This is a genomic window from Rhodanobacter sp. Soil772 (assembly GCF_001428385.1).
Classification (GTDB): Bacteria; Pseudomonadota; Gammaproteobacteria; order Xanthomonadales; family Rhodanobacteraceae; genus Rhodanobacter.
This window is the reverse complement of sequence record NZ_LMSK01000001.1, coordinates 486,852-503,894: the sequence shown is the minus strand read 5'-3', so window position 1 is coordinate 503,894 and position 17,043 is coordinate 486,852. Positions and strand designations below refer to the sequence as shown.

At 64.0% G+C, this 17,043-nt stretch carries 14 protein-coding genes and 8 tRNA genes; 2 read left to right on the top strand and 20 right to left on the bottom strand.

The genetic code is table 11. The annotated features are described in order from the left end of the window. Positions 1 to 200: 200 nt before the first annotated feature. From ASG75_RS02495 to rlmE, 16 genes are all read right to left on the bottom strand, one after another. Positions 201 to 2,102, bottom strand: a complete 1,902-nt coding sequence (locus ASG75_RS02495; RefSeq protein ID WP_056385392.1) for a SurA N-terminal domain-containing protein — start codon at positions 2,100 to 2,102, stop codon at positions 201 to 203. Positions 2,103 to 2,247: 145 nt separating this feature from the next. Then, positions 2,248 to 2,324, bottom strand: a tRNA-Asp gene (locus tag ASG75_RS02490). A gap of 9 nt (positions 2,325 to 2,333) precedes the next feature. Beyond that, positions 2,334 to 2,408, bottom strand: a tRNA-Val gene (locus tag ASG75_RS02485). A 19-nt stretch (positions 2,409 to 2,427) separates the two neighbouring features. Continuing rightward, on the bottom strand, positions 2,428 to 2,700 hold the full coding sequence (locus ASG75_RS02480; RefSeq protein ID WP_007511239.1) for an HU family DNA-binding protein: 273 nt from the start codon (positions 2,698 to 2,700) through the stop codon (positions 2,428 to 2,430). A 344-nt stretch (positions 2,701 to 3,044) separates the two neighbouring features. Next, positions 3,045 to 5,519 carry an endopeptidase La gene (lon, locus tag ASG75_RS02475; RefSeq protein WP_056385390.1) on the bottom strand — a complete coding sequence of 825 codons (2,475 nt, stop codon included), beginning with the start codon at positions 5,517 to 5,519 and terminating at the stop codon, positions 3,045 to 3,047. Between the two features lie 172 nt (positions 5,520 to 5,691). Continuing rightward, entirely contained in the window at positions 5,692 to 6,984 is a 1,293-nt protein-coding gene (gene clpX / locus ASG75_RS02470) for an ATP-dependent Clp protease ATP-binding subunit ClpX (protein WP_056385389.1), read from the bottom strand. Between the two features lie 109 nt (positions 6,985 to 7,093). Next, entirely contained in the window at positions 7,094 to 7,723 is a 630-nt protein-coding gene (gene clpP, locus ASG75_RS02465; protein WP_056385387.1) for an ATP-dependent Clp endopeptidase proteolytic subunit ClpP, read from the bottom strand. Positions 7,724 to 7,760: 37 nt separating this feature from the next. Then, positions 7,761 to 9,053 carry a trigger factor gene (gene tig, locus ASG75_RS02460; RefSeq protein WP_056385384.1) on the bottom strand — a complete coding sequence of 431 codons (1,293 nt, stop codon included), beginning with the start codon at positions 9,051 to 9,053 and terminating at the stop codon, positions 7,761 to 7,763. Between the two features lie 89 nt (positions 9,054 to 9,142). Then, a tRNA-Leu gene (locus ASG75_RS02455) sits at positions 9,143 to 9,227 on the bottom strand. A gap of 271 nt (positions 9,228 to 9,498) precedes the next feature. Continuing rightward, positions 9,499 to 9,574, bottom strand: a tRNA-Lys gene (locus ASG75_RS02450). A 20-nt stretch (positions 9,575 to 9,594) separates the two neighbouring features. Further along, positions 9,595 to 9,671: transfer RNA gene (locus ASG75_RS02445), tRNA-His, on the bottom strand. Between the two features lie 14 nt (positions 9,672 to 9,685). Beyond that, positions 9,686 to 9,762 (bottom strand) — tRNA-Arg (locus ASG75_RS02440). A 25-nt stretch (positions 9,763 to 9,787) separates the two neighbouring features. Beyond that, positions 9,788 to 9,864, bottom strand: a tRNA-Pro gene (locus ASG75_RS02435). A gap of 180 nt (positions 9,865 to 10,044) precedes the next feature. Continuing rightward, positions 10,045 to 10,121: transfer RNA gene (locus tag ASG75_RS02430), tRNA-Arg, on the bottom strand. A 270-nt stretch (positions 10,122 to 10,391) separates the two neighbouring features. Then, positions 10,392 to 12,350 (bottom strand): ATP-dependent zinc metalloprotease FtsH, encoded by a 1,959-nt coding sequence (gene ftsH, locus ASG75_RS02425; RefSeq protein WP_200935576.1) that lies wholly within the window; start codon positions 12,348 to 12,350, stop codon positions 10,392 to 10,394. Further along, positions 12,347 to 12,997, bottom strand: a complete 651-nt coding sequence (gene rlmE, locus ASG75_RS02420) for a 23S rRNA (uridine(2552)-2'-O)-methyltransferase RlmE (RefSeq protein WP_056385382.1) — start codon at positions 12,995 to 12,997, stop codon at positions 12,347 to 12,349. Before rlmE ends, ftsH begins: the two co-directional genes overlap by 4 nt. An 81-nt stretch (positions 12,998 to 13,078) precedes the next feature. Here rlmE and yhbY point away from each other — a divergent pair, with 81 nt between their 5' ends. Both yhbY and ASG75_RS02410 read left to right on the top strand, forming a co-directional pair. After that, complete coding sequence (gene yhbY / locus ASG75_RS02415) at positions 13,079 to 13,375, top strand: ribosome assembly RNA-binding protein YhbY (protein ID WP_056385379.1); 297 nt, start codon at positions 13,079 to 13,081, stop codon at positions 13,373 to 13,375. Continuing rightward, on the top strand, positions 13,375 to 13,752 hold the full coding sequence (locus ASG75_RS02410; protein ID WP_056385377.1) for an Mth938-like domain-containing protein: 378 nt from the start codon (positions 13,375 to 13,377) through the stop codon (positions 13,750 to 13,752). Before yhbY ends, ASG75_RS02410 begins: the two co-directional genes overlap by 1 nt. Before the next feature lie 39 nt (positions 13,753 to 13,791). Here the strand turns inward: ASG75_RS02410 and ASG75_RS02405 are convergent, their stop codons facing one another. Genes ASG75_RS02405 through surE form a run of 4 tightly spaced genes read right to left on the bottom strand, consistent with a single transcriptional unit; the run spans position 13,792 to position 16,953 of the window. Beyond that, positions 13,792 to 14,811 (bottom strand): peptidoglycan DD-metalloendopeptidase family protein, encoded by a 1,020-nt coding sequence (locus tag ASG75_RS02405; protein ID WP_056385375.1) that lies wholly within the window; start codon positions 14,809 to 14,811, stop codon positions 13,792 to 13,794. Between the two features lie 52 nt (positions 14,812 to 14,863). Further along, positions 14,864 to 15,472 carry a VTT domain-containing protein gene (locus ASG75_RS02400; protein ID WP_056385374.1) on the bottom strand — a complete coding sequence of 203 codons (609 nt, stop codon included), beginning with the start codon at positions 15,470 to 15,472 and terminating at the stop codon, positions 14,864 to 14,866. Continuing rightward, on the bottom strand, positions 15,472 to 16,152 hold the full coding sequence (locus ASG75_RS02395) for a protein-L-isoaspartate(D-aspartate) O-methyltransferase (RefSeq protein ID WP_056385372.1): 681 nt from the start codon (positions 16,150 to 16,152) through the stop codon (positions 15,472 to 15,474). Before ASG75_RS02395 ends, ASG75_RS02400 begins: the two co-directional genes overlap by 1 nt. Positions 16,153 to 16,155: 3 nt before the next feature. Then, a complete protein-coding gene (gene surE / locus ASG75_RS02390; RefSeq protein WP_056385370.1) occupies positions 16,156 to 16,953 on the bottom strand; it encodes a 5'/3'-nucleotidase SurE in 798 nt (265 codons plus the stop codon). Positions 16,954 to 17,043: the final 90 nt, after the last annotated feature.

Genomic DNA, 17,043 nt, shown 5'->3' with positions numbered 1-17,043 from the left:
CGGCCGCTTACCGGCATCGCAATGCTTCCCGTGTTCCGACCTTGCCGCAAATATCGCCGGCGGAACCGCCCATGCCGATGCCGGCCACGACATCCCGGTATGACCGGCACCTGAGAGACTCATCTGCCACAGACGAAGCGGGGCGGCCACTGGCCGCCCCGCTTCACCGCGACATCGACTGCACGAGTCAGCCTGTGCGCTTACAGTCGCTGCTCGTTGATCTTGATCTCGGCCTTCGCCTTGAGCTGGTCGATCAACTCGCGTGTCGCTTCGTAGCCATAGGCCTGAGCCATCTGCTGGCGCAGCGATTCACGCTGTTCCGGCAACACCTTGGACAAGTCGCCGTCCTGCACCTTGTCCACGGCCAGCAGCGCATAGGTGCCATCCAGCATGTCCACGGCGGCGAACTGCGGCTTGTCCGCCGCCGGATGCGGCAGCAGGAACGCCTGGGTCAGCAGCGCCGCCGGCATCTGCGCCTGCCGGATCGCCTCGTTCACGGTGGTGACGCTGGCACCCAGCGACTTCGCCACATCTTCCATCGCCTCGCCCTTGTGCAGGCGCGCCAGTGCCTCGTCGGCCTGCTTCTTCTCGACGGCAGCGGCGCGCTCGTCGAGGATCTTCTGCTGCACGTCGGCCCGAACTTCCGCGAGCGGCTTGGCAACCGCCGGCACATGCTGGTCGACATGGATCACCACCGAGTGGTTGTTGCCCAGGTCGATCAGGCCGGAATTGTTGCCCTGAACCAGCACGTCGTCACTGAACGCCGCGGCGACCAGCTTGGGATTCGCGGCCATGCCTTCGCCGCCTTCGCGCGAAAACAGTGGCGTCGTCTTGATCGGCAGCTTCAATGCAACCGAGGCCGGCTCCAGCGAAGTCGGATTCTGATAAGTGCTGTCGGACATCTTGCCCGCGACTTCGTTGTACGTGCGATCGCGCTCGGCCGTCGTCGCCTCCTTGACCAGCTGGTCGCGCACTTCCTCGAACGGCTTGGATTCGCCACTGCGGATATCACGCAGCCAGATGATGTGGTAACCATCGGACGACAGCACCGGCTTGGAGATCTGGCCCTTCTGCATCGCAAACAGGGCCGAATCGAAGGCCTCGTTGGTCACGCCTTTTTCCAGCCAGCCCAGCTCGCCGCCGAGGCGACGCGAGCCCAGGTCCTGCGAGTCCTGTTCGGCCAGTTTGGCGAAGTCGGCAGGGTTGGCTTCCGCCGCGATCTTCTCGGCCTTGGCCAGGGCCGCCTTCTGCTGTTCCGGCGTGGCGTTGGCCGGCACGTTGATCAGGATATGCGAAACGAGCCGCTGCTCCGGCTGCACGAAGCGCTGCTTCTCGCTCGCGTAGCGCTTCCTCAGCTCGTCATCGCTCGGCTCGGCAGCCAGCGGCAGATCGGCGCCGACGACCTCAACGTATTTCACCGAAACCTTCTCGGGGTTCATGTAGTCGGCCTGGTGCGACTTGTACCAGGTTTCGATTTCGGCATCGCTGACCGTGTTGTTGTCCAGCGTGGGACGTGGCAACTGGAAGTAGCGCAGGTCGCGGCGCTGGCTCAGCAGCTTCAGGAAACGGTCGAGCTGGGCGTCGCTGGCGATGGTGCTGTCGTTGATCGCCGAGGGCAGCAGCTGGATGGCCAATGACGAGCGGATCTCGTTCTCGAACATCTCCGGCGTCTTGTACTGGCTGGTGAGCCACGCGCGGTAGCTGGTTCCGTCGAACTGGCCGTTGACCTGGAAGGCAGGGATCGCCGAAATGTAGTCGCGCATCGCCAGGTCCGACACCCGCAGGCCCCAGTCCGCATTGGCCTGCAGCAGCAACTGCTCGTCGATCATCCCGTCCAGGATGCGCAGCTTCGTCTCGTTCTTCTCGAAAACGCTGGAATCGAAGTGCTCGCCCTGTTGTTCGGCTGCCTGCTGCCGCAACTGGTTCACTCGATCCTGGAAGGCGCGCTGGTCGATTTCGTGCTTGCCGACCTTCGCCACGAAGGCATCGTCGTGCGACATGAAGTAACTCTCCATGCCGAACAGCGACATTGCGAAAACGCAAACGCCAAGAAGGATGATGGACGGCCATCCGTGCATCTTGTTACGCATTGCCTGCAGCATTGAAATCTTCCCGCAAGATGGTGAAAGCGCGTGGCGCGCGGATGGCACAAACCGCCGTGCTGGCGCGCGTCCGTCCGCTCGACATGTTGCACGGACACGCACCGCTTAAATGACAAGGGCGCCACACGGGCGCCCTTGCGAACTGTGGCGGAGTGGACGGGACTCGAACCCGCGACCTCCGGCGTGACAGGCCAGCATTCTAACCGACTGAACTACCACTCCGCATTTTTCTGGTGGGTGCTGTAGGGATCGAACCTACGACCACCGCCTTGTAAGGGCGACGCTCTACCGCTGAGCTAAGCACCCGAAACCAAGCGTTAGCCGCTTAGTTTAGGGCATCCTTGAGGGTCTTGCCAGCCTTGAAGGCAGGCACCTTCGAGGCCTTGATCTTGATCGCTTCGTTGGTACGCGGGTTACGGCCGGTACGGGCAGCGCGCTTGCGCACAGTGAACGTACCGAAGCCCACCACCGAGACGTCCTCGCCTTTCTTCAACGACTTCTGCACGGTCTCGAAAAAGGCTTCGAGGGCACGACCGGCGTCGGCCTTGGTCAGCTCGGCCTTCTCGGCGATGGCATTGATCAGATCGGTTTTATTCATTGAAAAACTCCCTTATTCGGATTTCGTCAGTGCGGCCAGTCCGGAGACGAGACAGCACCGGCATGGATGGTTGGCTCTTGCCAGGGCCGTAACGCAACCCCGCATCGCTGCGCTGACGTACAACGCCGGGACTGCGGTATCGCCTTTATACCAGTGCCTTGCCGGAATCCGCAACACAAGCCACAGCAACGTTTCCGGAAGATCCGCGACTTGCGGAACCGCTTGCAAAACGAACGCCAGGAGACTATGCGAAAACTTCGCCGACCGGCGGCGAAAAAACAGAAAATGCCCTGCCGGAGCAGGGCATTCCGGACGGAAGCCGGCAGGAAGGCGAACCGATCGAATCAGTGCGTCAGCGAGTGCCCTTCCGTCGGCTCACCGGCCACCGCGGCAGGAGCCGCATCCTTGGCCGGGTTCGGCTGCAGCGGGCGCTCCAGCGCGATATCCAGCACCTCGTCGATCCAGCGCACCGGATGGATCTCCAGCGACGAGGTGATGTTGGTCGGCATGTCGACAAGATCCTTCTTGTTGTCCTCCGGGATGATCACCGTGGTGATCCCGCCGCGATGCGCCGCCAGCAGTTTTTCCTTGAGGCCGCCGATCGGCAGCACACGACCGCGCAAGGTGATCTCGCCGGTCATCGCCACTTCGGAACGCACCGGCACCTTGGTCAACACGGAGACCAGCGCCGTGCACATGGCAATGCCTGCGCTGGGACCGTCCTTCGGCGTGGCGCCTTCCGGCACGTGGATGTGCATGTCCAGTTTCTGGTGAAAGTCCGGGTCGATGCCCAACTGATCGACGCGCGCACGCACGACAGACAGCGCGGCCTGGATCGATTCCTTCATGACGTCGCCAAGCTGGCCGGTATTCACCAGGCGGCCCTTGCCCGGCACGACCGAGGCTTCGATGCTGAGCAGCTCGCCGCCGACCTGCGTCCAGGCCAGCCCGGTAACCAGGCCGATTTCGTTCTGCAGTTCCTTGCGGCCGAAATCGAACCGGCGCACGCCCAGGTACTGATCGAGGTTGGCCGAATCCACCTTGACCTTGCCGGCAGTGGCCTTCGCCTTGCCCTTGACCGCCTTCGCGGGCGACGCCTTCGCCTTGGCTTTCTTCACCTGGCCCAGGGTCAGTTCCTTGACCACCTTGCGGCAGATCTTGGAAATCTCGCGCTCCAGGTTGCGCACGCCCGACTCGCGCGTGTAGTAACGCACGATGTCACGCAATGCGTCTTCGGCGATGCTGAGCTCCTCCGGCTTCAGGCCATTCGCCTTGAGCTGCTTCGACAGCAGGTACTTCTGTGCGATGCCGAGCTTCTCGTCCTCGGTGTAGCCGGGGATGCGGATGACTTCCATGCGGTCGAGCAGCGGACCGGGGATGTTCAGCGAATTCGCTGTGGCGATCCACATCACCTCGGACAGATCCAGATCGACCTCGAGGTAGTGATCGTTGAACGCGTGGTTCTGCTCCGGATCGAGCACCTCCAGCAGCGCCGACGACGGGTCGCCGCGGAAGTCCATCGACATCTTGTCGATCTCGTCCAGCACGAACAGCGGGTTCTTGGTCCCGACCTTGTTGATGTTCTGCACGATGCGCCCGGGCATCGAGCCGATATAGGTGCGCCGATGGCCGCGGATCTCGGCCTCGTCGCGCACGCCACCGAGACTCATGCGCACGAATTTCCGGTTGGTCGCCTTAGCGATCGACTGCCCCAGCGAGGTCTTGCCCACGCCGGGCGGACCGACCAGGCACAGGATCGGCCCCTTCATCACCGATACGCGCTGCTGCACGGCGAGGTATTCGAGGATGCGGTCCTTGACCTTCTCCAGGCCGAAGTGATCGGCGTCGAGCACTTCCTGCGCCAGCTGCAGATCCTTGCGCACCTTGCTGCGCTTCTTCCACGGCACGCCGACCAGCCAGTCGAGGTAGTTGCGCACCACGGTGGCCTCGGCCGACATCGGCGACATCTGCTTGAGCTTGCTGAACTCCTGCCGCGCCTTGGTCAGCACGGCCTTGGGCATGCCGGAGCCCTCGATCTTCTTCTGCAGTTCCTCGACCTCGTTCGGGCCATCCCCGCTGTCGCCGAGCTCCTTCTGGATCGCCTTCATCTGCTCGTTGAGGTAGTACTCGCGCTGGCTCTTCTCCATCTGCGACTTGACCCGGCCGCGGATACGCTTCTCCACTTGCTGCAGGTCCATCTCGCCGTCGACCAGGCCGATCAGCAGCTCCAGCCGCTGACCGACGTCGGCGGTCTCCAGCACCTTCTGCTTGTCGGCCATGCGCACGGACAAATGCGCAGCGATGGAATCGGCCACGCGCGACGGGTCGTCGATGCCGGACAGGCTCGCCAGCACTTCCGGCGGCAGCTTGCGGCTCTGCTTGACCAGCTGTTCGAACAGCGAGATCAGCGTGCGCGAGACCACGTCGAGCTCACGTTCCTTCGCGTTGTAGACCGGCTCAATCACGCGCGAACGGGCGGTCAGCATGCCGTCTGCTTCCTTGAAATCCTCGACCGCCACGCGTGACTGGCCCTCGACCAGCACCTTGACCGTGCCATCGGGCAATTTCAGCAGCTGCAGCACACCGGCCAGCGTGCCGACCTGGTGCAGATCGGCAATTTCCGGGTCGTCGATATCCGGACTTTTCTGCGCGATCAGCAGGATCTGCCGCTCGCCTTCCATCGCGCGCTCCAGCGCACGCATGGACTTGTCGCGACCGACAAACAACGGGATGACCATGTGCGGATAAACCACCACGTCGCGCAACGGCAACACCGGCAGAACGTCCAGCGCAGCAGGAAGGGGGGCGTTCTTGGCCATGAAAGAGGGGTCCCTCGGATTCGGATCTGGTTTCGTCCCGACACTGCGCCGGGCCTGTCAACTCGTCAAGTGGAGGCGACCGGAAGCCTACTCAAGGCAGGCGGGTCGCCAAAAACAGAACGGCCCCGGCGAAATCACCGGAGCCGTCGTCGCCGCAGATGGAACCGAAAGGTCAGGCAGCGTCGCTGCCATCACTGGCGACCCGCTGCTGCAGGTTGCCGCGATAGATCAGATAGGGCTCGGCCTGACCTTCGATCACGGCGTCGTCCACCACCACCTTGCTGACATGCTCCAGCGAGGGCAGCTCGTACATCGTATCCAGCAGCACCTGTTCCAGGATGGTGCGCAAGCCGCGGGCGCCGGTCTTGCGCTTGAGCGCCTTGCGGGCGATCGCCTGCAGCGCCTCGGGGCGAAATTCCAGTTCCACCTCCTCCATCTCGAACAGCTTCTTGAACTGCTTGGTGACCGCGTTCTTCGGCTCGGTGAGAATCTTCACCAGCGCCGCCTCGTCCAGTTCGTCCAGCGTGGCCACCACCGGCAGGCGTCCGACGAATTCCGGGATCAGGCCGAAGCGCACCAGATCGGCGGGCTCCACGTCGGCCAGCACCTTGCCCAGGTTCTCGGTGCGCTCCTTGCTGCGCACCTCGGCGGAAAAGCCGATGCTGGTGTTCTCGGAACGCTGCTGGATGACCTTTTCCAGACCGGCAAACGCGCCGCCGCAGATGAACAGGATGTTCTTGGTGTCGACCTGCAGGAATTCCTGCTGCGGATGCTTGCGCCCGCCCTGCGGCGGCACCGAGGCCAGAGTGCCCTCGATCAGCTTCAGCAACGCCTGCTGCACGCCTTCACCGGACACGTCGCGGGTGATCGACGGGTTCTCGCTCTTGCGCGAGATCTTGTCGATCTCGTCGATGTAGACGATGCCCGACTGCGCCTTCTCGACGTCGTAGTCGCACTTCTGCAAGAGCTTCTGGATGATGTTCTCGACATCCTCGCCCACGTAACCGGCCTCGGTCAGCGTGGTGGCGTCGGCGATCGTGAACGGCACGTTGAGCAGGCGCGCCAGCGTTTCGGCCAGCAGCGTCTTGCCCGAGCCAGTCGGACCGATTAGCAGGATGTTGGACTTGCCCAGCTCGATGTCGTCGCTCTTCTGGCGCGACTCGATTCGCTTGTAATGGTTGTACACCGCTACCGCCAGCGCCTTCTTGGCGCGGGTCTGGCCCACCACGTATTGATCCAGCGATTCGCGGATCTCGCGCGGCTTCGGCAACTGGGTGCGCCCGGAGGCGGCCTTTTCTTCCAGTTCCTCGCGGATGATGTCGTTGCACAACTCCACGCACTCGTCGCAGATGAACACGGACGGACCCGCGATCAGCTTGCGCACTTCATGCTGGCTCTTGCCGCAGAAAGAGCAATAGAGAATCTTGCCGCTGTCGCTGGAACGCCCCTGCCGGTCGTCGCTCATACTCTCGATCCCGCTGGTAAATCTGGATGCGTCGCGAGAATAACACAGGGCTCCGCGTCTGCCTGCAGACACGGAGCCCATCTCGCGACTCTGGGGTAAAACCTGGAAATCAGGCCGATTTCACCGTCTCGCCGGCGCGCTTGTCGAGCACCTCGTCGATCAGGCCGTAGGCCTTCGCGTCGTTCGGGCTCATGAAGCGATCGCGCTCCATGTCCAGCTCGATCTTCTCGACCGACTGGCCGGTGTGTTCGGCATACAACTTGTTCAAGCGCTCACGGATATACAGGATCTCGCGCGCCTGGATCTCGATGTCGGTGGCCTGGCCCTGCGCACCGCCGGAAGGCTGGTGGATCATGATCCGCGAGTTCGGCAAGGCAAAACGCTTGCCCTTGGCGCCCGCCATCAACAGGAACGAACCCATGCTGCAGGCCTGCCCGATGCACATCGTGCTGACGTTCGGCTTGATGAACTGCATGGTGTCGTAGATCGCCAGGCCGGCGGTGACCGCGCCACCCGGGCTGTTGATGTAGAAGTGGATGTCCTTGTCCGGATTCTCCGACTCCAGGAACAGCATTTGCGCAACGATCACGTTGGCAACCTGATCGTTGACTTCGCCGACCAGGAAGATCACCCGCTCCTTCAACAGGCGCGAGTAGATGTCGTAGGAGCGCTCGCCGCGAGCCGTCTGCTCGACGACCATCGGTATCAAATTGAGGTTCTGGATCGGATCCATGGCCATGTTTGCAGCTCTCCGGTTGATGGGCCTGGCGGACAGCTCAGGCGTTGGCTGGTCGCATCACGTCGTCGAAGCTCAGGTCCAGCTGGGCGGTCTTGGCATGTTCCGCCACCCACTCGGCCACCTGGTCTTCCATCACGCGATTCTGCAACCCGGACATCAACTGGGGGTCGCCGTTGTAGAGTTCAATGACCTTTTCCGGCTCTTCATAGGTCGAAGCAATCGCGGCAAGCTGTTCAGCCACGCGCTTGCGATCGATCTTGATCTCCTGCTTGCGGGCGATCTCGCCCATCAGCAGGCCGGCGATCACCCGCTGGCGCGCGATCGGCATGGCGGCCTCGATCAACTGCGGCGGCGGTTGCTGGCCCTGCGGCACGCTGCCGGTAGCCATGTTGCGCGCCTCCGACTGCACCATCAGCTTCGGCACATCCAGCTCGGCGTGGACGGCAGACAGCTTCTCGGCAACCTCGGACTTCAGACGCGCCATCAGCGCGGCCTTCAGCTCACGCTCGAGGTTCGCGCGGACTTCCTTGCGGAACGCCTCCAGATCGCCGTCCGCGATGCCGAACAACTTGGCGAACTCGGCGTCGACCTCGGGCAGCTTCGGCTCCTGCACCTTGAGGATGCTGAAGCTGACCTTGGCGCTCTTGCCGGCCAGCTGCGTGTTGCGGAAATCTTCCGGGAAGGCGATCTCGGTCTCGAAGCTGTCACTCGCCTTGCGGCCGGTCAACGCCTCGTCCAGCGCCTTGAACAAGGTGCCTGAGCCCAGCACGCTGCCGGCACGCTCCAGGCCCTCGGCCGGGAAGCGATAGTCGCCGGCTTCGGCCGAGTACTCGAACATCACGAAGTCGCCCTCGGCCGAGGCACGATCCACCTCGTCGAAGCTGCGGCGCTGCTGGCGCAGGGTCTCCAGCATCTTGTCGATGTCGGCATCGGTCACCACCGCCACCGGGCGGTTGATCTCGAGCGCGGCCACGTCGACCGCCGGGAACTCCGGCATGATCTCGAACGTTGCGGTATACGCGATTTCACCGTTTTCCGGCCGTCCGGTGGTGTCGATCGCCGGGTTCGCGATCGGCTGCAGCTTTTCCTGCGCCACCGCCTCGCGCAGCGTGCTGCCGATCAGGTCGGACAGCACTTCGCCACGGACCTGGTCGCCGAAACGCTGCTTGATCACCGTCGTCGGCACCTTGCCCGGGCGAAAACCCTTCAGGCGAACCGTGCGGCCCATTTCCGCAATGCGCGCGCTTACCTGCGTCTCGAACCGCTCCGCGGGAAATTTCACCGTGAGCTTGCGCTCGAGCGTGCCGATGTTCTCAACCGAAACCTGCATGACGTCTCCTGGTACTACCTGATGTTGTGGGCCTGCCACAGGCGCCATGGCGGCCGTGCCGCCCGAAAAACAAAGAAATCAGCGGGGCATGGTGCGAAAGGGGGGACTCGAACCCCCACGGGGTTAACCGCCAGAACCTAAATCTGGTGCGTCTACCAATTCCGCCACTCTCGCCTTGCCACTCTCGACAGACGCACGTAACTACCGGATTTTTAAAGCGATTATCACCTGCCGAAACCACCCGGCAAGCGCCTCGCCCCCTGCGGCCACGCCCGTCGTCTAAGTCGATGATTCCCTTATACGAAAGCGGGCCATTTTACGGTTGCACGGCCTTGCAGCACAAGCGCTGGGGCGACGTCGAACCACGCCATCGCTGACCTGCTCCGCCTTCGTTCCGACGGCGCAAAGCAAAACGCCGATCGCAGGCGATCGGCGTTTTGTCGATTGGTGGGCCGTGAAGGATTCGAACCTTCGACCAATTGATTAAGAGTCAACTGCTCTACCAACTGAGCTAACGGCCCAGGAAACCTGGGTTTGAAACTGGGGTGGATGATGGGATTCGAACCCACGACAACCGGAATCACAATCCGGGACTCTAACCAGCTGAGCTACATCCACCATCGACCTGATACTGGTGCGCCAGACAGGACTCGAACCTGCAACCGTCGGCTTAGAAGGCCGATGCTCTATCCGGTTGAGCTACAGGCGCAGTCACTGCAGGTAGAACGTGTCGCTGGTCGGGGTAGAGGGATTCGAACCCCCGACTTTTGCGTCCCAAACGCAACGCTCTACCAGACTGAGCTATACCCCGCTTTCGAACCACCGGCCATGCCGCCACCGGAGCCTTGAAATGTTACGGGTGCCGCCTCGCTCAGTCAATCCGTATCGAAGCACACCTTGTGTTCTTGAACCAACGTCTTCGCCGGAAATCCTGCAGGTTTCCCGTTGAAAACAAAACGGGGTGCAAGCACCCCGCCTCGCAGAATAAAAATGGTGCGCCCGGAGAGATTCGAACTCCCGACCACCTAGTTCGTAGCCAGGTACTCTATCCAACTGAGCTACGGGCGCACTAAAAACCTTTTTCCTCACCGCCGGGATGTCTGGGCATCGAGACGGTGAAGCAAGAAGCGGAATTATTCAGACTCCGCCCGCTTGCGTCAACCCTTTTCGTAAAATTTCTTCAACCGAATTTTTCACGCCCGACAAATACGGCTTGCGGCACGACACTCCCGCAAACACCACGTGCACGCATGGCGACACGGTCGCCCGCGCATACGCAAAGAGGGCGGCCAGTGACCGCCCTCTTCCGTTGCGACAGTATGGCCGTCCAAACCGCGATCAACTTTCCAGGCCGGTCCGGCTCTGCGGCGCAGGGTCGCCGACCTTGCCGACGGTCGAACCGGTATCGCTCTTCGGCGGCGGTGGCGGTGGTGTGGCTCCGGTCGAGGCGTTCTTCGTCCAGTCGGCAGGCGGCCCGGGTACGCGACCGGCCATGATGTCGTCGATCTGGTGCGCGTCGATCGTCTCGTACTGCAGCAAGGCTTCGGCCATGGCATGCAGCTTGTCGAGATTCGCAGTCAGCAATTCCTTGCTGCGCGCATAGGCGCGGTCGAGGATGCCGCGCACCACTTCGTCGATCTTGCCCGCGGTCTCGTTGGAAATGCTCTTGTGCTGGGTCACCGAACGGCCCAGAAACACCTCGTCCTCGTCCTCGCCGTAGGTGATCGGGCCGAGCTCGTCGGACAGACCCCACTTGGTCGCCATGTTGCGCGCCATCTTGGTGGCCCGCTCGATGTCGTTCGACGCACCGGTGGTGACCTTGTCGGCACCGAAAATCAGCTCCTCGGCCACCCGACCGCCGTACAACGAGCACAGTTGCGACTGGATCGCCACGCGGTTGATGCTGTACTTGTCGCCCTCGGGCAGGTACATGGTGACGCCCAGCGCACGACCCCGCGGGATGATCGTGACCTTGTAGACCGGGTCGTGCTCGGGCACCAGCCGGCCGACGATGGCGTGGCCGGCCTCGTGATAGGCGGTGAGCTTCTTCTCGTCCTCGCTCATCGCCATCGAGCGACGCTCGGTACCCATCAGGATCTTGTCGCGCGCCTTGTCCAGGTGGCTCATGCGCACTTCGCGCGCGTTTTCGCGCGCGGCGAACAACGCCGCCTCGTTGACCAGGTTGGCCAGGTCGGCGCCGGAGAAGCCGGGCGTGCCGCGCGCAATGGTCATCGCGTTGACGTCGCTGGCGGTCGGCACCTTGCGCATGTGCACCTTGAGGATCTGCTCGCGACCGCGCACGTCGGGCAGACCCACCACGACCTGGCGGTCGAAGCGGCCCGGGCGCAGCAGGGCCGGATCCAGCACGTCGGGACGGTTGGTCGCGGCGATCACGATGATGCCTTCGGTACCCTCGAAGCCGTCCATCTCGACCAGCAGCTGGTTCAGCGTCTGCTCGCGTTCGTCATGACCGCCGCCCAGGCCGGCGCCGCGGTGGCGGCCGACCGCGTCGATCTCGTCGATGAAGATGATGCACGGCGCATGCTTCTTGGCCTGCTCGAACATGTCGCGCACGCGACTGGCGCCGACGCCGACGAACATCTCGACGAAATCGGAACCGGAGATCGCGAAGAACGGCACCTTGGCCTCGCCGGCGATCGCTTTCGCCAGCAGGGTCTTGCCGGTGCCCGGCGGGCCGACCATCAGCACGCCGCGCGGAATCTTGCCGCCCAGCTTCTGAAAACGGCCCGGATCGCGCAGGAACTCGACCAGTTCGCCGACCTCCTCCTTCGCCTCGTCGCAACCGGCGACGTCGCTGAAGTTGACCTTGATCTGATCCTCGCCCTGCAGCTTGGCGCGCGAACGGCCGAAGCTCATCGCGCCGCGCCCGCCGCCGCCGGACTGCATCTGGCGCATGAACCAGATGAACACGCCCACGATCAGCAGCACCGGCAACCAGCTGATCAGCAAACCGATCAGCGAGAAGCCCTCGGACGGATCCTGACGGACTTCGACGCCCTTGTCCTGCATCTGCTTGACCACCTCGTTGGTGGAGAAGCCGAGCATCGGGGCAACCGTGCGGAATGCGCTGCCGTCCTTCAGCTTGCCGCTGATGGTGGCCGGCTGGTCGGCACTGATCGTGGCGGTGGCGACGTTGCCGTTGTCGACACTCTGCACGAACGAGCTGTAAGGCAGGTCGGACGAGGCCGCGCCACGCGGATTGAAGCTCTGGAACACGGTGAACAGGACCACCGCGATGATCACCCAGAGCAACACATTTTTCGCTGTTTCATTCATGCACGGTTCTCGCCGGTGACGCCGGTGGCGGGTTTGCGGCCCACCGCCAGCGCATATACCTCACGCGAACGTGCGCGCGAGGCCTTGGGTTTACGCATCGTTACGCGGGTGAAGTCCGCGCGCAAGCTGCGCAAGTAATCGTCGAAGCCGACTCCCTGGAACAACTTGATCAGGAATGCGCCGCCCGGCTTGAGCCACTGCCGACTGAAATCCAGCGCCAACTCGGCCAGATCCATGGCCCGGATCTGGTCGGCCAGTGCCACACCACTCATATTGGGGGCCATATCGGACAGTACAAGATCCACCCTGAGCCCTTCCAGCCGCGACTCCAACTCGCGCAGCACCGATTCCTCGCGGAAGTCGCCCTCCAGGAAGTCCACGCCGGCGATGCTCTGCATCGGCAGGATGTCCAGCGCGAACACCTTGCCGCTGTCGCCCAGCCGGTTGCGCACCAGCTGCGACCAGCTGCCCGGCGCCGCGCCGAGGTCGACCACGTTGATGCCCGGCTTCAGCAGGTGATCGCGCTCGATCAGTTCCTCCAGCTTGTACACCGCACGCGAACGCAAGCCCTCGGCCTGGGCTTTCTTCACATATTCGTCATTGAAGTGTTCACGCAGCCAGACTGCGCTGCTCTTGCTGCGGGCCATGTCGTCACAGTCGTCGATTGGGGAACGGGATGGCGCATGATACCCTTTGCCGTTCATTTACCGCGAATCGAGCACCAGCGCATGGCCCTTTCCTCCTCGCAGATCCGCTACCTGCGCAGCCTCGCCCATGATCTGAGCCCGGTGGTCCTGCTTGGCAACAAGGGGGCCACCGAAGCCGTGGTCAAGGAACTGGACCAGGCGTTGGGCATCCATGAACTGGTCAAGGTGAAGTTGTCCGGTGGCGACAAGGACGAACGGCAGGCGCAAATCGACGTGCTGACCTCGGGCACCGCGGCCGAAAAGATCCACCAGATCGGCCATGTCGTCGTGCTGTTCCGCCGCAACGCCGACGAGCCGAAGATCGCCCTGCCACGCTGATGGACCTGTCGCTCGAACGTCCCGAAGGCTATCTCTACGTGCGCCGCGTCGGCGCGCGTGGGGTCACCCTGATCGATCGCGAGCTCACCAGCAGTTTCCTGCTCGCGCCCGATCGGGCGATCGAGAACTGGCCGATCACCGCCGCCGGCACACTGGATGCCAGCCACGTCGAGGCCCTGCTGGCGCTGCAACCCGAACTGGTGATCCTGGGCACCGGCGAGCGCCAGGTGTTTCCGGCTGCCGCCTTCATCGCCGGTTTCCTGCGCAAGGGCATCGGCATCGAAGTGATGGACAACGCCGCCGCCGCACGCACCTACAACCTGCTGGCTGGTGAAGGGCGCCGGGTCGTCGCCGGATTCATCCTGCCGCCGGCCTGATCCTCGACGCGGCACGATTCCGGTCAATCCACGCCGCCATCAACGCGGCGGCAGATAGCCCAGCGGGTCGACCGGATTGCCGTCCTTGCGGATCTGGAATTCCAGCTCGTTGCGGGTGCTGCCGGTCGAACCCATCTCGGCGATCTGCTGACCGCCACTGACCCGTTGGCCTTCCTTGACCAGGCGCTTGCGGTTGTGACCATAAGCGGACAGGAAGCTGTCGTTGTGCTTGATGATCACCAGCTCGCCGTAGCCGACCAGGCCATTGCCGCTGTACACCACCACACCATCGGCGGCAGCGCGCACCGGGTCACCGGACTTGCCCGCGATCTCGATGCCGGGAATCGCGTCGCCACTCTGGAAACGGCCAGCCAGGCTGCCATCGGCCGGCCAGCGCCATTGCACGCCGCTGACCGCACGTGACGCACCCGCTGCCACCGGCGCCGGTGGCGGCATGGTCGCCGGCACGGCAGCCGGCATGCCCGCTACCGGCACTACCGTCGTGGTCGTCGCCGCGACGGCCGGCACGGCAGGCTTGGCCGCTGGTGGCAGGCTGGCCGAGGATGCAGCCGGCACGTTCGTCGCGGCGGTGGCCGCAGATGGATTGGTCGGCGGCGGCGTAGTCGGCGCTGCAACCGGCTCGAATACCGGTGCTGATGACGTCGAGGGTGCCGACGCCACGGACGCGCCGCCGGCACGGCTCGGCGCGGCAGCCACCGGTGCGGCGGCGCCCTTCGTCGGCGGTGAAAGGGTCAGCCGCTGTCCCGGCCAGATCGTGTACGGCGCGGCCACTCCGTTCCACTGCGCCAGATCACGGAAGTCCACGCCCTTGCGGAACGCGATCGAGTACAGCGTGTCGCCCTTCGTCACCGCGTAGCTGCCGCCGGGAATCGGTGTGCGGGCCGGTACCGCCACGCCGGTGGCGGGGCGGTGGTCGTAATAGCCGCCGGCTGCCGGTTCCACCACGACCGAGCTGCGCATGGTGCCGCAGGCGGCAAGCAGCAAGGTCACGGCCAGAGTTGCGCACCACTGAAGATATCGATCCATGCGCACCAGCATACCGAGGCGGGCAGTCTTTTTCATGCGACGTCGCTCCCCCGGACAGCGCCGCTCAATGCAGCCAGAACCACCACACCAGCAGCAGGGCCAGCGCGACCAGCGCGGCCCAGCCGATCCATTCGACGTACTTGTGCAGAATCCGCTCGGCGCGCTCGCCGAACAGGCGAATCAACAACGCCAGCAACCACACACGCTTGCCGCGGCCGAGCCCGATGCAGGCCAGGAACGGCAGGATCGGCACGCCGATGATGCCGCAGGCCCAGGTGACGAACTTCATCGGCACCACCGGCTGCAACGCAGCCAGGATCAGCACGCCGTACATGCCCCAGTGATGCTCGACCATCTGCCTGCTCAAGGTCGCCACGCCCTGCTCGATCGGTGCCAGCAAGTGCAGCGTGTCGAGTACCGGCCGCAGCGCATGGAACGCCCAATGCCCCAGCACGTAGCCCACCAGCGCGCCCAGCAGCGAGAACAGCAGGCTGATGTTCGCGAAGAAGAACGCCTTGTGCCGCTTGCCCAGCATCATCGGCGCCAGCATCACTTCCGGCGGAATCGGGAAGATGAACGACTCGACGAAACTCAGCCCGGACAGGTAATACAGCGCCCTTGGCTCGCGTGCCCAGGCTAGCGCACGCGCATAAAGTGCCCCGAACAGACGCATCAGCCGATCCCGCCCAGCAGCGGCACGAAACTGACCGCGCCCAGTTCCTCCTGGATGAAATCGCCCTGGCCGTCGCCGCGCATGCGGATCAGCGTCTGCCGGCTGGGCGAGCCGACCGGCGCCACCAGCACGCCGGTGGGGCTGAGCTGGTCGAGGATGCGGGTGGGAATGGTGTCGCCGGCGGCGGTGAGGATGATCGCGTCGAACGGCGCCTCGTCCGGCCAGCCGAGTTTGCCGTCGTCGTAGCGCGAACGCAGGTTGGTCAGGCCGAGTTGGCGGAAGCGCCGGCGCGCCTGGCGCAGCAGGGCCTCGATCCGTTCCACCGTGAACACCTGCGGCACCAGCGCGGCCAGCACCGCCGCCTGGTAACCGGAGCCGGTGCCGATCTCCAGCACCTTCTGCGGCATGCCGAATTCCAGCAGCGCCTCGGTCATGCGCGCCACCACCCATGGTTGCGAGATGGTCTGGCCGTGGCCGATCGGCAGCGCGTCGTTCTCATAGGCGCGCGAATGCAGCGCCTGGTCGATGAAGTGATGGCGCGGCAGGTTGCGGATCACCTCGATCACGCGCAGATCGCGGATGCCGCCGTCCTTCAGAGTCGCCGCAAGGCGATCGCGTGCGCGTTGCGAGGTCATCCCCTCGCCCTTCAAGTCCGCGGCAGGCAATGGATACATGGTCATGGCTCAGGCCGCCTCGTCGTCGTTGGTCCGGCTCACCGCCATCGCGTCACTCAACGGCTGCATCCAGCTGCTGACCTTCTCCAGCGCCTGGAACCGGGTCAGGTCGACATGGATCGGCGTGACGGAAACAAAGCCGCGCCGCACGGCATTGAAATCGGTGCCGGGGCCGGCATCGTCCACCTCGCCGGCCGGACCGATCCACCAGATCGGCCGCCCGCGCGGATCGGTCTGCGCGATGCACGGCGCGGAGCGGTGACGCCGCCCCAGCCGGGTGACCTCGAAGCCTTCGATCTGTGCCCACGGCCGATCCGGCACGTTGACGTTGAGGATGGTGTCGGCCGGCAGCGGATCGACCAGCAGGCGCTGCATCAGCAGCAGAACCGCTTTCGCCGCCGAGTCGTAATGCATGCCCTTGTGGTCATGGCTGACCAGCGACACCGCGATCGCCGGCAATCCCAGGAAACGCCCTTCCATCGCCGCCGACACCGTGCCGGAATAGATCACGTCGTCGCCGAGGTTCGCCGAGTTGTTGATGCCGGACACGACCATGTCGGGCTCTTCGTCCAGCAACCCGGCCAGCGCCAGGTGCACGCAATCGGTCGGCGTACCGGCGACTCGATAGAAGCCGTTGCCCATCGGCAGCACACGCAACGGCGCATCGAGCGTGAGCGAATTGCTGGCGCCGGAACGATCGCGATCAGGCGCCACCACCGTCACCTGGGCCACTTCACCGAGGCGCTCGGCAAGCACGCGGATGCCAGGTGCATCCACGCCATCGTCGTTACTGACCAGAACTCGCATGATGCTCCGTCGAAAGCTGACTGCGGGCGCGCCCTTCGTCTCACGACAGCGCGCCTTTCACTCCCTGAAGTCTACCGGAGCGTGCCGCCG